At 60.9% G+C, this 15,368-nt stretch carries 4 protein-coding genes; 3 read left to right on the top strand and 1 reads right to left on the bottom strand.

Translation table 11 applies throughout. The annotated features are described in order from the left end of the window. Nucleotides 1-129: 129 nt before the first annotated feature. Together BGIM_RS57845 and BGIM_RS0119435 are read left to right on the top strand one after the other, a co-directional pair. Nucleotides 130-4,077, top strand: a complete 3,948-nt coding sequence (locus BGIM_RS57845) for a glycosyltransferase (RefSeq protein WP_020471398.1) — start codon at nt 130-132, stop codon at nt 4,075-4,077. A 537-nt stretch (nt 4,078-4,614) separates the two neighbouring features. Continuing rightward, nucleotides 4,615-6,783, top strand: a complete 2,169-nt coding sequence (locus tag BGIM_RS0119435; RefSeq protein WP_157369237.1) for an alpha-mannosyltransferase — start codon at nt 4,615-4,617, stop codon at nt 6,781-6,783. Between the two features lie 29 nt (nt 6,784-6,812). On the opposite strand, the gene BGIM_RS0119430 is transcribed toward BGIM_RS0119435, so the two are convergent. After that, nucleotides 6,813-7,016: a hypothetical protein gene (locus BGIM_RS0119430; protein ID WP_020471396.1), complete on the bottom strand. Its 204-nt coding sequence runs from the start codon at nt 7,014-7,016 to the stop codon at nt 6,813-6,815. A 572-nt stretch (nt 7,017-7,588) separates the two neighbouring features. Here BGIM_RS0119430 and BGIM_RS51315 point away from each other — a divergent pair. Further along, nucleotides 7,589-15,368, top strand: a 7,780-nt coding sequence (locus BGIM_RS51315; protein WP_193789002.1) for an RHS repeat protein, incomplete at its 3' end; no start/stop codon positions are given.

The raw sequence follows: 15,368 nt of genomic DNA, 5'->3' as shown, positions 1-15,368 counted from the left end.
GATTCATCCATCCCCCGGTCCGGATCATGAGAAAACCGGCAAGCCGCCAGCCGGCCGGCGGCCAGATCATGCGAACGAGGACTTCACGGAAAGATTGGAAACCCGCCTTATCCAGAGGGTTGCTTGAAAATGACCATTCGACGCGTGGGGGTGATCTTCGACAACCAAGCCCGTCCCGAAACGACCGGAGGTTATTGCCTGTCCGCGTTTCAGCATCTGGCGGAGGCGGTTCACCTCCATCCCGGGAAGCTGGACAGGGTAACTCCGCAAGACTTTGATTTGTTCGTTCGAATTGACGACGGTCTGGAGTTTGAGGCGCCGGACCGCTTGCGTCCTCTGGCGTGGTGGGCGATTGACACGCATCTTGACTTCGAGCGGTGTCTCCGCCAGGCAAAGAAGGCGGATCTGACGTTTGCCGCCCAAAAACCCGGGGCCGAGGCGATGCGGGCGTCCGGAGTCGCCGCCGAGTGGCTGCCGCTGGCCTGCGATCCCGACATTCACATCCGGCATGAGTTGACCAAACGATGGGACTTCGCGTTCGTCGGCCATGTTTTTCCCGGACCCAGGGCGGAATTGCTCGCGATCCTGGCGAAACAATTCCCGTCCCACTTCATCGGCCAGGCTTATTTCGACGCGATGGCCCGGGCGTATTCCGAGGCCCGCACCGTTTTTAACCGAAGCATTCGCAACGATGTGAACATGAGGGTGTTCGAGGGCCTGGCATGCGGCTCCTTGCTGGTCACAAATGATTTGCCCGAATCGGGACAGTCGGAGTTGTTTCGCGACGGGTTCCATTTGGCAACCTATGGCGATCGGGATGAATTGCTTGACAAACTCGCGTATTATCTGTCCCGCCCGGCGGTTCGTTCACGCATTGAGGATGCCGGCCGCCAAATCGTTCTCGAATTCCACACTTACCGGAAGCGAATGGAAAAAATCTTGAACGCCGTCCAAAATCTTCCGAGCATCAATCCGACCGCCTCCCCGACGGCCCGCTCATCCTCCTCGTACGATCCGGGCTATTTTGAGTTCGACCGGCCGGAGTTGCTGGCCCAAATACCGGGCGAAGCCAAAAGCATTTTGGATGTCGGATGCGGGGCGGGCCGCCTTGGCGAACAATTAAAACAACGACAACAAGCCCGGGTTACCGGGCTTGAGTTCGATCCCTCCGCGGCGAAAGCAGCCAGATCGCGTTTGGATGAAGTTTGGGAAGGCGACGTCGAATCCCCTTCCCTGTCGTTTGCCGGGCAATCATTTGACGCCGTTGTTTGCGGGGATGTGCTTGAACATTTGCGGGATCCTCTCGCCTTCCTGCGGAGAGTTCAAACATGGCTGAAGCCGGACGGCCGGCTGATTGCCAGCATTCCCAATGTCCGTCATCACTCCGTTGTCCGATCATTGCTCGCGGGCGACTGGACATATGAATCCGCCGGATTGCTGGACCGGACTCATTTGCGGTTCTTCACCCGCCGGGAGGTTGAAAAACTGCTGTTTCGGGCGGGTTTTGAGACCGGCCTGGTCGCCCCCCTTCCCGGCCCCGGTCATGCGGAATGGGTGGCCGACGGACGGCCCGGCCAGGTTCGTGTTCGCGGCCTGCAAATAGGTCCGTTGTCAGCGGCCGAAGCCGAGGAGTTTTACACATATCAATGGCTGGCGGTGGCCCGTCCCGCCCGATCAATTGACTGGGGTCTGACATCGGTTGTCATTCCCGTGCACAACGAGTTGAATTACACACGGCTTTGCCTGGACAGTCTGCGTCTCGTCACCGACGAGCCCTTTGAGGTGATTGTTGTCGACAATGGTTCCTCGGACGGAACGTCGGGCTATCTGCGCTCGCTCGCCGCCTCCGACGGCCGAATCCGGGTCATCACCAACCCGACCAACCGCGGTTTTGCCGCGGCCGTCAATCAAGGAATGATTGCCGCGGCCGGGCGCCAGATTCTGCTGCTGAACAATGACACCATCCTGCCAACGGGCTGGCTGAGACGGCTTCTGTCGGCGCTGAACAGCGACGTGAAAGTGGGACTGGTCGGTCCGTGCTCGAATAATGTGAGCGGCGAGCAGCAGATCAACGTCACTTACGATGATTTGGCCGGAATTGACGGCTTTGCCTGGGAATGGGGCCATTCCAACGCCGGCCGGCTGGCTGACACCGATCGACTGGTCGGTTTTTGCCTGCTGACGCGGCGGGAAGTCATCGACCGAATTGGCTTGCTCGACGAACAGTTCGGCCTGGGGTGTTATGAGGACGACGATTTCTGCCTGCGCGCCCGGCGCGCCGGCTTTCGCGCCGTCATCGCAAGGGACGCCTTCGTCCATCATTTTGGCAGCCGGACTTTTGCGGGCGGCGGAATTGACCTCGGGGCCTTGATGCGCCAGAATCAGCGGAAATTCCTTTCCAAATGGGAGGAACCGTCCTCGCGGACAACATCCTCCCCGCGTCCCGTCTTGGGATCGGAAACCGGGCTGGCCCTTCGGGCCGGCCCGTCAGGGGGGCTGCTGCTTGAGCAGGCGATCATCTTGTCGGTTTGCCTGATTGTCCGCGACAATCGCTCGACGATCGGCCCCTGCCTTGAGAGCATTCGTCCTTGGGTTGACGAGATGGTTGTCGTGGACACCGGCTCCCAAGATGACACCCCCGCCATGGCGGCCTCGCTGGGCGCGAGGGTGTTTCACTTTCCCTGGTGCGATGATTTTTCGGCGGCCAGGAACGAGTCGGTCCGGCATGCGCGCGGCCGATGGGTGTTTTGGATGGACTCGGACGACACCATCGACGACCAGAACGGAAGAGAATTGCGAGCGCTGGCTTGTTCGGACCATGCGGAGGACATGTTGGGATTCGTGGTTCAGGTTCACTGCCCGGGCCCCGGGAAAAAGGGCGAAGAAAACATGACCGTCGTGGACCATGTCAAACTTTTCCGAAACCGTCCCGAGTTGCGGTTTGAGGGTCGGATTCACGAACAAATCCTCCCTGCGATTCGCCGGGCGGGCGGGGAAGTCGCCTGGACGAGCCTTTTTGTCGTTCACTCCGGATATGATCACAGCCCGTCGGGCCAAAAACGCAAGATCGAACGTGACTTGCGATTGTTGCACTTGGAACAGGCCGAACGACCGGATCATCCGTTCACCCTTTTCAACCTGGGAATGACGTACGCCGATATCGGCGAACATGCCAAAGCCATTGAACATCTGACTCGGAGCATCGGCCGGGCCGGCCCCGGGGAGTCGCATTTGCGAAAAGCGCACTCCCTGCTGGCCCACTGCGAGCATCGGGCGGGCAAAACCGACGCGGCTTTGGAAACCTGCGAACGCGGATTGCGATTGTTTCCGGACGATTTGGAATTGGAGTTCCGGCATGGTGTTTTGCTGCACGCCACCGGAAACCTGGCCGAAGCCGCGGCGGCATACGAGCGTGTGCTAAACCGGCCGCGAGACCGTTATTTCACGAGTGTTGACCGCGGAATTTCGGGTTTCAAAGCCCGTCAGAACCTGGCGTTGGCATGGGCGGAGCGGGGCGAGCATGCCCGCGCGGAAAGCGAATGGCGACAGATCATCGGCGAGGTCCCCGAATATTCCGCCGGATGGCGAGGTCTTGGAGAATCGCTGGCCGCCCAGCAGAATCATGCGGCATTGACGGAGACTTTGGCACAAATGAAAACAATCAACGGCCTCGACGGGGATGTTTCTCTTTTGGAGGGTCTTGTCTCATGGATCGGGGGCGATCAAGGGCGGGCCCGGTCCAAATGGGAACAGGCATCGTGCCAAATGCCCGATGATCCCGAGCCGTTGAGAAAACTCGGGCGAGCCTGCTTCGAGGCGGGCGACGATGAACAGACGGAGGATGTCTTGACAAAATTGGTCCGTCTGGATCCCGGCGACGCGGCGGCTTGGCATAATCTTGGGATCGTCCAGCTAAGATCGGGAAAAATGACTGAAGCAATTGCCTCGTTTCGAACATCACTGGACTTGCGACCGCAGGCCGCCGAAACCCGCCTGAATCTGGCCCGGACGCTGGAAGACATCGGAGACGTTGCGGCCGCGGAGCATGAAAGAAGTCTGGCAGGCTCTCGTTCTTGAAATCAATCAACGGCGACTATTTTCCCGCCGACAAGGGAACACGCATTGCCGGTCATCTGAGAATGATTTCGGTTTCACTGGAAAATCCCGTTCGTTCCTCTCCCTTGAGAAACCGGAAACGGTGAGGCGGCCGTCAGAAACAGCTAGTTGTTTGAGCATACGATCCAAGGTGAATCCATGAAGCTCAGCCCTGAAGAATTGGCCTCGCTGGCCAGGAATAATTGCAAAGAACCGTCGTCCTTGACATCTCATCATCTGGCGTCTCGCGGGTATTTGAGCAATTTCAGCGCAGATGCGGGTGAACTGTCGGGCGGGACTCCAAGCGACCGTGTCAATTTGACGCATGACGCCGGCCACCTCGCGATTGTCGAGGGCGAAGAAGCCAGGCTCTCATGCTCCGCTTCAAGGCGGGATTTTCGCTCATTGTCGGATTATCCGGCAAAAGCACGGACGTTGCCCGCGCCAGTTCGCCGCGCATACTCAGACACGGGCTTCATCTGGTCACACCACGGTGATTACGGCGATATTATCTACTCATTGTCCGCCGTTTATGATTTATGCCGCGAGAGCGGCCGAAAAGCCGAGTATCACCTTTACCACGATTTTGGCACCCGGGCGCCGATGACTTACGAACACGCCGCCGGAATCATCCCCTTGATATCCGCCCAGCCTTATATTGCGTCGTCAGAATTCACTCCCCGGCCATGCGGGGTGACACTAAACGCCGCCCTGAGAAAATTCCATCATTCCAAAGGGCAAATCAGTGATCATTATCATCATTGGCTCGACATTCCGTTCGGCAACCGGTCAAACCCCTGGCTGACCGTCCCGCGGAAGAATTCGGTTGCTCCGGTGATTGTGGCAAGAAGCGCCCGTTATCATGGCAGGTCGTTTCCCTGGGGGAAAATCGTCGAGGCTGTCCGGGGACAGGCCGTTTTCGTCGGCACCGCGAGGGAACACGCGGATTTCACCCATAATTTCGGCCCGATTCCTTACCAACCGACGAATGATTTGCTGGAACTGGCTTGCGTGATTGCCGGGGCCGATTTGTTTATCGGGAACCAGAGTTGTCCCCGGGCGATCGCCGAAGGACTGAAACTGCCGGTGATCGTGGAGGAAGGCAATCCTCCCGACACCCATTTCTTGCGCCCCGACGCCTGGTACGGAACCTCTTCGGAATTCTGGCCTCCGGTCTTGGACGAAGTGCTCTTAAAAAGACCCGGCGTGAGCGTGGCAAGCCAGGCGACTCTCCTGGGGCATGAGGATCCATTGCCCGCCCCGTTTCGATCCGAACCTTCCGACTGGGCGCGTCGTCCCTCGGTGATTGAACAGCATTCGTCGGCTTTGCGATCGTTGCCTGACAGGGAAATTGGCTATCCCGGCGGGGCCGGCCGGGGAATTGTCACCTGCGGTGACCAATCAAACTGGCCCCGCGTGATCGTGATGCTCCGATTGCTGAGAGAATCAGGGTGCGAATTGCCGGTGGAGTGTTGGTTTCACGGCGGAATCGACACGATCAATTCCAGCCGGGTCATGGAACTTGGGGTGACGCTCCTGAGTCTGGAGGCCGCGGGCCGGACGTTTCAAGACCGGCGAGCGCCTTTTTCCAACAAACTTCCGGGAGGGGAACACAAATGGTACGCCCTCGCCCGTTCTCGCTTCGAGACCTGTCTCTGGCTTGATCCCGAACTGCATGTCGCCACCGATCCGACCGGACTGTTCGCCCTGTCCGAGCGCCAGAGGATTTCCGTTTGGGCATCCCCGGCCGGGGAGCAGGGAAGTCTCCCGGAAACAGTCCGGCCGGCCGGCCGGCCCTGCCCCCCCGGATTCGGTTCGCAGGCATGTTTGATCCATCGCCCGTCGGCATGGAAGGAAATCGTCCTCGCCCACTGGATTTGCCAGCATTCGGATTATTACTTTGAACACCTGTCGGAAGAGGAAGACCCGCTGAGACTGGCGCTGGCAGTCACCGGTCGAGCCTTTAAAGTCTTGGCATGCCTGACGAACACCCCTGTCGGCGAACGAATGCGTTGTTATGCTTTGGAAGGCCGAACGTGGTTCTTTCATCGTCCCGACCCCCAAATGCGGTATGTCGGGATCCCGCGGGCCTACGAGGCGGCCGCATTCTTTGCCGACACTCTTCGTCCTCGCGACGAAGCTCGAGAACTTCAGTCGCTGGCCGGACAAGCGGATTTTAGCCCGGACCGGCTCCGGTTAATCCGCGATTCCATCATTGGCACAAACCATCTTCCTGGCGATCTCATCGAAGTTGGCCCCGTCATCGGAGGAGCCTCCCGATTCATTGGTTGTTGCTCGCCGCATTCCATGTTGCATCTCTGCGACACGTCCGGCATTCTTCCGGAGCCCGGCGCCCTTGATCGGAAACGCCAGCCCGAAAAAAACATGGCGGAGATGAAGATGGCTGGTTGCCGCCATGCCAATGCACAGGCGCTGTTTCACCTCGGAGCAATTCCATCTTTGTCCGGGCCTGCCCGGTTTCGTTTTGCACGGATTGACACAGAGAGACTTCAGCCGGCGCTGGAGGCGTTGAATTACCTGGCTACGCGAATTGTCAAGGAAGGAATCTTGATGCTCGATCACTCCCGGCGACCGAAATGTCCGGCTCTCGACCGCATGTTGCGCGATCAGTTTGCCCAAGAACAAAACTGTCTGCAAACTCCCTCAGAAACCATCATTCGATTTTAATGGCAAAAAGTTGATCAGCAACCATTCCACTAACCCTCCTGAACCACCCGTTCCAACAGCGACCGCTGAAGCTCCCGGCCCCCTTGGAGAATGGCTGTCTCGCAGTTCGTCAACAATTTCCCGAGCGGGGCGGTCCGGGCCACCCGTTGCAACTCCTCATGGTACGCCAGCGTCCGGCGAACCAGAATCTTCTCGGTCTCGGTCAGTTCCAACATCACTGGCATGCGACTCATCCTTGGATCTCCGATCACGACGATCTTCCTCAACCTCTTTCACCCAATTCCCCGTGTCCGCACCAGTGAAGATGGATGCGCCCATTTGTGATTGCCGAGTGTCATGAACGAGTTTCTTTCTCAATGCCGGCTTTCATCCGTCTTGTTTGAATCAAATTGACTTCGAATCATGTGAGGCAATTGAAAATTTGCCTGGCGATTTTTCTTGACATGACACATTAGCTGGGGTGAAATAATCACTTGGTTTTGATTTGACAATTTCCAGGTGCGTCCCATGCCCAGTTCATTTTGTCTTTTGGCAAGCCATTCCTTGATTGCCGGTTCGCATTTCTCATTCACAGACAAACTAATTTTGAGGACAAACCGTTCAGATCAATTATCCGGCACATTTCTGATGCCGTTGCGAGTTCTGTGAGTTCTGGTTTCACACTCGCGGCCCGACGAATCAAAAGTGTCATCGCGGCGGAAGGTTTGTCTTGCTCGAAGGCGGTCATGCAGGCGTGTGATCGCAGTTCGCTTCGACAGTTCTTCCTTGAAACAATTTCGATTTTACACCCATCGCAGGATTTCCCATGGCTGTCGCGACAGGATGCGGTTGTTCAACAAATCCCGGCGGCCTGCCCTTGTCGTGGAAAGTCACTTTTCCCGGCCTGACTTCAAACAAATGCGACCCGGGCGGGTGCGAGACAATTGCCGCCACGGAATTTACCCTTTCCTATTTGGACACCTTTTATCCCAACCCCTGCATGTGGGGAACCTTTTTGAAGGATATCGGCTGGCCGTGCGGAGCCTGTTTCATTCAGCTGAGCGTGGCGGGCTCCGTTCCTCCCTCCGGTTCGGATGTCGAGTTTGTTTTGCGATTTTATTGGTTCAACGGCATGCGGAGCGTCGCCTGGAAGTCCACCCTCAAAGCCGGCAAGTTATTGAACGGCGTGATCACGCTTGATTGGATCGGGGAAGACGATCCCGTGGATCCGGTTTATGGCCCGGTGGTCGATCAGTGCAACAACTGGCCTTCCCAAATAACCGTCCGGGCCGATTTTCCCGAACTGGCCGCGCAGGTGCTTGATCAATACGCGAAATGTCTCGTGAGTTTGCGAAACGGACCGCCGGCGCCCCCGTTGCCGCCCGCCGATCCCGGAGGGCCCAAATCATGTTGTGTGAAACCAACGGGTTGCCATTGCCTGATTGAGGGGGCGTGTGACAAATGCGCGAGTTACAAGACGCCGACAGTGTCGCCGGGCCAGCCAAGAAGCTGCCCCACCGACACCACACCGATCAATTCGCGGAATGCGGCGAGCAAAATCTGGGCGTTATACTCCAAATGGGTGACGCGGCACACCCCGATGGTGCCTGAAATTCCCGGGGCGGCCGGGTTGGTCAATCCGTCGAACGGAAGCGTGAATCTCGCCTGGCCGACGCAGCCTTGGGGACCGTTCAGCCTGTCCCCCGAATTGACATACAGCACCTTGTTTCTGACCGACGGCTCCCCGCCGAGTGACCCGGAATTCGGATGGGGCTGGAGTTTGAACGCCAAACGAAGCCTCGTGGTCGATGGCGACAATGTCCAAATCATCGGGGGCGGCGGTCGGCTTCTTTTTACCAACAAAGATTCAACGAATACTTATCAACCTCCGGACGGCTCCACGAGCGCATTGAAACAAAACCTGGACGGCACTTGGACAGAGACGGAATTCAACGGGTTCGAGCACCACTACGACACCACAGGCCAAAGGGACTTTATCAAGCGGGGGGCCGATTGCCGCTGGACATTTTCGTATGACAATTCAAACCGCATTCAAACCATCCTTGATCCGGCCCTGTCCCGCGCGTCATTCACTTATGACGGCTTCGGAAAAATCAAAAGTTTCCTGGACCCGGCGGGTCGCACGACGACCTTCACCGTCGACCCGGCGGGGCACCTTGTCCGTCGGATTGAACCGAACGGAGCTGTCACAACCCTGAGTTATGATGTCGCTCATTTTGTCAAAACCCACACGGATCCTCGCGGAGCGAGAACGACCTTTGCCTATCAAACAGGGTTGAATTGGATAAAATCGATCGATTCTCCCGAGTCGGGAACGGCACGCGTTGAATGGCTGAACTGGTCGGCCAGCCGAATGACGGATCCCCGGGGCGCCAAAACCACGATCCTCTACAATTTTGCGAGGAACATCACGGGCATCATTGACCCGGCGGGCCTCCGGTCAACATACACCTGGGAGGATGGCTGGCTGACCCGGCACGTCGAACCCTCGGGCGGCATCACCACCTTCGGCTACGACTTGCCGACGATTTCCCCCGAAGACGAAAACGGCCGGCCGCGCACGCTTAAGTATGTGATCGATCCCGCCGGAGCGAGAATCACGCTCACCTACGATCTCTCGGTCCTCGGAAACCGGTTGAAGACTCTCACCGAGCCGTCCGGGGCTGTGTCGACCTTGGTGTGGGATGGCGACAACCGCACGTCTGTCCAGGGGCCGTATGCGACCGACACATACGCCTATAATAGCCGCGGACAAATCACCACGGCGACCGCGCCGAACGGAGGCGTCAACGAGAACCGATACGACGCGACCGGGCTGGTCGTGGCCAGAATCAACCCGTTGGGCCACCGCACCTCCCTCACGTACACCCCGGCGGGACTGATCCGGACCACGCAGAACGCGCTCGGGGCCGTGGCGACGCAAATTTACGACGGGCAGAACCAACTCGTCGGCGTCGTCAATCCGCTCGGAAATCGAACGTCGTATCTTTATGATCTCACCGGCAATCAGATTGTGTCGATTCTCGCGTCGGGCTCGCGGGCGACCCAAGTTTATGATATTTCCGGCAGGCGGGTCGCCGTCATTGATCCTTTTGGCCGGCGCACCACCACCACATACGCCCCGTTGGGAGGCGAGCGTGTTCGTGTCACCGACGCGACCGGCGGAATCATCTCGTTCATTTATGACGACGCGCTTCGACAGATCGCCCAGGTTGACCAGGCGGGTAACCGGGTCACCAGTGTTTATGATGACAACGGCAATGTCACGGCCAGCATCAGCGCCCTCGGAATTCGGTCCACAACCGTATATGACGACACAAACCGGCCGTCCGCGACGGTCTCTCCGCTGGGGTTCCGGCAATCGCTCGTCTACGACTTGTCAGGACGACTGATCGCGACCGTCAACCCCTTGGGGAACCGCACGAGCACGATCTATGATTTGGTTGATCGGGTCGTGGCGACCGTTGATGCGACGGGCAATCGCTCAACGCTCGTTTATGATCTTGTGGACCGGCCGGTGGTCCAGGTCAATCCGCTCGGATTTCGGACCACCAATGTTTATGATCTGGCCGGGAACGGAATCGCGACCGTCAATCCGCTCGGCGGCCGGACGACGACCGTGTACAACGACGCCGAGCAGCGAGTGGCGGTGATTGATCCGACGGGAGTTCGCACCTCGCTGGCCTATGACCTCGGCGGGCAGGCAATCGCCATATGGGGACCGTTGGGGCGTCGGACCACAACGACTTATGATTCAGTCGCACAAGCGATCAGCATTGTTGACGGCGCGGGGGTGCGCACTTCCACGGTGTTTGATCTGGGCGGGCGGACGGTGGCCTCCGTCGACGGAGCTGGCAATCGGCTCACCACAACTTATGATCCGCTCGGCCGGAAACTGGCCGACCTGGATCCTTACGGCCGTCGAACGACGACCGTTTATGACCGGGTCGGGAGCGTGGTGGCGACCGTCAATCCTCTGGGCAAACGGGTGTCGGTTGTGTACGACGCGGACCGCCGGCCCGTCGCGGCGATCAGCCCCCTGGGGAATCGGGCCACGACCGTCTACGATTTGGGCGCCCGGCCGCTGGCGGTGATCAATCCGCTCGGATTCCGCTCAACCATCGTCTACAACGCCGCCTCGCAACCCGTCGCCGCCGTTGACGCGATCGGGAACCGCGCCAGCACGACGTTTGACGCCCTTGGCCGGGCGATTGCCGTCACCAATCCGTTGGGGAATCGCTCCACGTCCGTCTACGACGGCCTTGGCCGCATTGTCGCCACTGTTGACGCGTTGGCGGCGAGAACGACAACGATCTTCGACGCTGCCGGGCGGACGGTGGCGAACCAAAATCCGCTTGGTTACCGAAGCACCTCCTCCTACGACGCCGCCGGACGCGTCATTGCGACGATCACCCCGGCGGGGGCGAGGACTACCACCTTGCGCGACGCGGCCGGGTTCGTCCTGGCGATGATCAACCCCGTCGGTTCTCGGACCACGACGCTTTATAACGCCGCCGGACGGGTGAACGCCTCCATCGAACCGACGGGTTTTCGGAAAACCACCATTTATGACCTGGCCGGGCGACCAGCCGCGGCGGGGGACGAACTTGATCACCGCACGACGACGGTTTATGACAAGCTCGGACGCGCCCTGGCTCAAATTTCCCCCGTCGGGGCGGTGACGACCACCGTATACGACCCGGCCGGACGGAACCTCGCGAGCGTGGACCCGTTGGGGAACCGTACGACCACGATTTACGACGCCAACGGACGATCTGTGGCGAGCGTTGATCCGCTGTGGAACCGGACAAGCACGGTCTACGACCTCGCGGGCGAGCCTCTTTCAACCATCAATCCGCTGCGATATCGCACCACCACGGTGTATGACCCGGCCGGACGGGCGGTGGCCGCCTTGGACGCCCTTGGCAACCGGTCAACGACGATTTATGACGCGGCGGGGCAAACCATCGCGGCATTGGACGCTTCCGGGAACCGGACGACAACGGTCTTCGACGCGGCGGGGCGGACGCGGCGGGTTGTGAATCCGCTGAATTATGCGACGACCTCCGTGTACGACCCGGCCGGACAGCAACTGGCCACCGTCGATCCCTTGGGGAACCGTGTCTCCACGATTTATGATCCGGACGGGCGCACGATCGTTTCGCAAGACCAGAACGGCGCCCGGACCACCACCGTGTATGACCCGGCCGGACGGACGCTGGCGACGGTTAACTCGCTGGGGTTGCGGACGACCAACTCCTTCGATCCGTCCGGACGAGTCGTCAGTTCGGTGACGCCGCTGGGACGCCGGACCACCACCGTGTACGACCCGGCCGGACGGGCGGTGGCCGCCATCGATCCGACCAACACGCGGTCAACCACCGTGTACGATCCGGCCAACCGGCCCTTCGCCACCGTCAATCCGCTCGGAGAACGAGTCACCAACGTGTACGACGCGGCCGGGCGCAGGACCGCGCAAATCAACGCCTTGGAAAATCGCACGACCTCGGTTTATGACCCGGCGGCCCGGGAAGTGGCGGTCATCGACCCGTTGGGAAATCGCACAACCACCGTGTACGACGCCGCCGGACAGGCGACGGCCCGGGTCAACCCACTCGGTTACCGCACGACCACCGTGTACGACGCCGCGGGACGGGCGGCGGCGGTCGCCGATCCGCTCGGGGCGAGGACCACTACCTGCTATACGCGGTCCGGGCTGCCCCGGGTTCAAATCGACCCGCTTGGAAACCGCGTCACCACCGTGTACAACCGGGCGGCGCAAACCATCGCCATCGTGAATCCGCTGGGCCGTCGAACGACCAACGTGTTCGACAAGGCCGCCCGGCAGACCGCCGCCGTCAACGCCTTGGGGAACCGCACCACCACGACCTATGACAACGTCGGCCGGGCGATCAACCAAATTGGCCCGCTGGGCCGCCGCACGTCCACGATTTACAACGCCGCCGGGCAGGCCGTCGCCGCCGTCGGACCGACGGGTTGGCGAACCACCACGGCGTACGACCCTGACGGGCGTCCTGTGGTCCGCGTCAATCCGGCGAATTTCCGCACGACGACGGCTTACGATCCGGCCGGCCGGACGCTGGCGGTGACCAACGCGCTGGGAATCCTGAACACCACCGCCTACGACCGGGCCGGGAGGACAATCGCCCAAATCGACGGGTTGGGGAACAGGAACTCGACCGTGTATGACGCCGCCGGACGGGCGGCGGCCACGGTCAGCCCGCTCGGATACCGCAACACCACGGTGTACGACAAGGCCGACGGGGCGATTGCGACGATTAATCCCATCGGGAAACGATCAACGACGGTTTACGACGCCGCCCGGCAGGCGTTGGCGACGATCAATCCGCTCGGGGTCCGGGCGACGTTTGTTTACGACCGGGCCGGGCGGTCGGTCGCATCGGCGAACGCGCTTGGGAACCGCGCCACCACGATCTACGACGCGGCGGGCCGGACCATTGCCACGGTCAACGCGTTGCTCCAACGGGTGACGACCGTCAACGACGCGGCCGGGCAGGTCGCGGCGACCGTGGATCCGCTGGGGAACCGGACCAGTTCGGTCTATGACGCCGCCGGACAGAAACTGGCGACGATTGATCCGCTCGGAAACCGTTCCACGACGGTCTACGACGCCGCCGGGCAGCCAACAGGCAGCATCGATCCGCTGGGGAACCGCTCCACCAGCGTTTATGACATCCCCGGACGGTTGCTTGCCAGCGCGGACGCCACGCTGCGGCGAACGTCGTACTCCTACGACATTTTGGACCGCAAAATCGCCACGATTGATCCGTTGCTCCAGATCACGACGGTGATTTTCGACGCGATCGGCCGCACGTTGGCGACCGAAAATCCGCTGGGGAACCGGACGAGCACGGTGTATGACGCGGTCGGGCGGTCGCTGGCGAACATTGATCCGCTGGGACGACGGACGACGAGCGTCTATGACGCGGCGGGCAGGAACCGGGCGACGATCAACCCCGTCGGCGCGCGGACCAGCACGATGTACGACGCCGCCGACCGGGCTGTCGGCCAGATTGACGCGACGCGGGTCCGCACCAGCACGGTGTACGACGCCGCGAACCGGGTCGTGGCAACCCTGGACGGGGCGGGACGGCGCACCAGCACGGTTTATGATGCGATCGACCAGGCCGTTGCCTCGGTCAACCCGGCCGGCGCGCGGACGACGACGGTTTATGACCGGAACGCCAAAACCATTGCCACTGTCAACGCGCTGGGATTCCGCACGACAACGGTGTACGACCCGGCGGCGAGGAAGATCGCCGCCGTCAATCCGCTCCTGTATCGGACCAGCACGGCTTATGACCAGGCCGGGAGGAGCATCGCCTCGATCAATCCGCTGGGATATCGCACGACAACGGTATACGACGCGGCGGGGCGGTCGAAGGCCGTCGTCAACCCGCTCCTGGAACGCACCAGCACGGTGTATGACGCGGCGGGCCGTTCGCTGGCGTCGGTCGATCCGCTGGCGAAACGGACGACGACCGTGTATGACGCGGCCGGCCGTTCGCTGGCCACCGTCAACGCCCTCGCCAACCGAACCACGAACGTCTATGATCCGGCCGGGCGGGTGATCACGCTCGTCGAACCAATCGGCGAGGCCACCGAAAGCGGATATGGAACAGCCCGGCGAACGACGACTGTTTACGACCCGGCCGGACAGGCGATCGTCAGCATCAATCCGCTCGGGGAGCGGACGACGACCGTTTACGACATGGCCGGCCGGTCTGTCGTCAACATTGATCCGTTAAGCAACCGCACCAGCACGGTGTACGACGCCGCCGGGCGGTCGCTGGCCTCCGTGGACGCCTTGGGGAACCGCACCAGCACGGTGTACGACGCCGCCGGGCAACAAGCCGCCTCGGTCAACGCTCTCGGCAAGCGCACGACCACGATTTACGACACCGTCGGGCGGGCGGCGGCCTCGGTCAATCCGCTGAACCAGAGGACCAGCACGGTTTACGACCCGGCGGGCCGGACCATCGCCGCGGCCAATCCGCTGAACCAACGGACAACCACGGTCTACGACGCGGCCGACCGGACGCTGGCGACGGTGAACCCGGTCGGGTCGCGGACCACGACGGCGTATGACGCGGCCGACCGAGTGATCGCGAGCATTGACGGGACGGGTGCGAGGACCACCTCGGCCTACGACCCCGCCGGACGGGTGCGGGCGAACACGGATCCGCTCGGCTATCGCACCACCTTTGCGTATGACGCGGCCGGTCGGAGAATCCGGTTCACCGACGCCCGCGGTTACCGGACCACCTTTCTGTTCGACTCGCTCGGGCAGGATTTGGGGTCGATCGAGCAGTTGGGCCGGCGGGTCACGATGGCGTACGACTCGGCCCGGCATCAGATGTTGAAACTGGATCCGCGGGGCAACCGGCTGACCATGGTCTACGACCCGGCCGGGCGGCTGACGCGCGAACTCTTGGCGGGCGGGTTGCGGACGACGCACAGTTACGACGCGGCGGGACGCAAAACGCGGGCGTGGGACGCGGGCGGACCGGTGACGATGTCCTACGACGCGAAGGGACAGACGA

The organism is Zavarzinella formosa DSM 19928 (assembly GCF_000255705.1).
In the GTDB taxonomy this organism is placed as follows: domain Bacteria; phylum Planctomycetota; class Planctomycetia; order Gemmatales; family Gemmataceae; genus Zavarzinella; species Zavarzinella formosa.
This window is presented reverse-complemented; position numbering and strand designations above follow the sequence as displayed.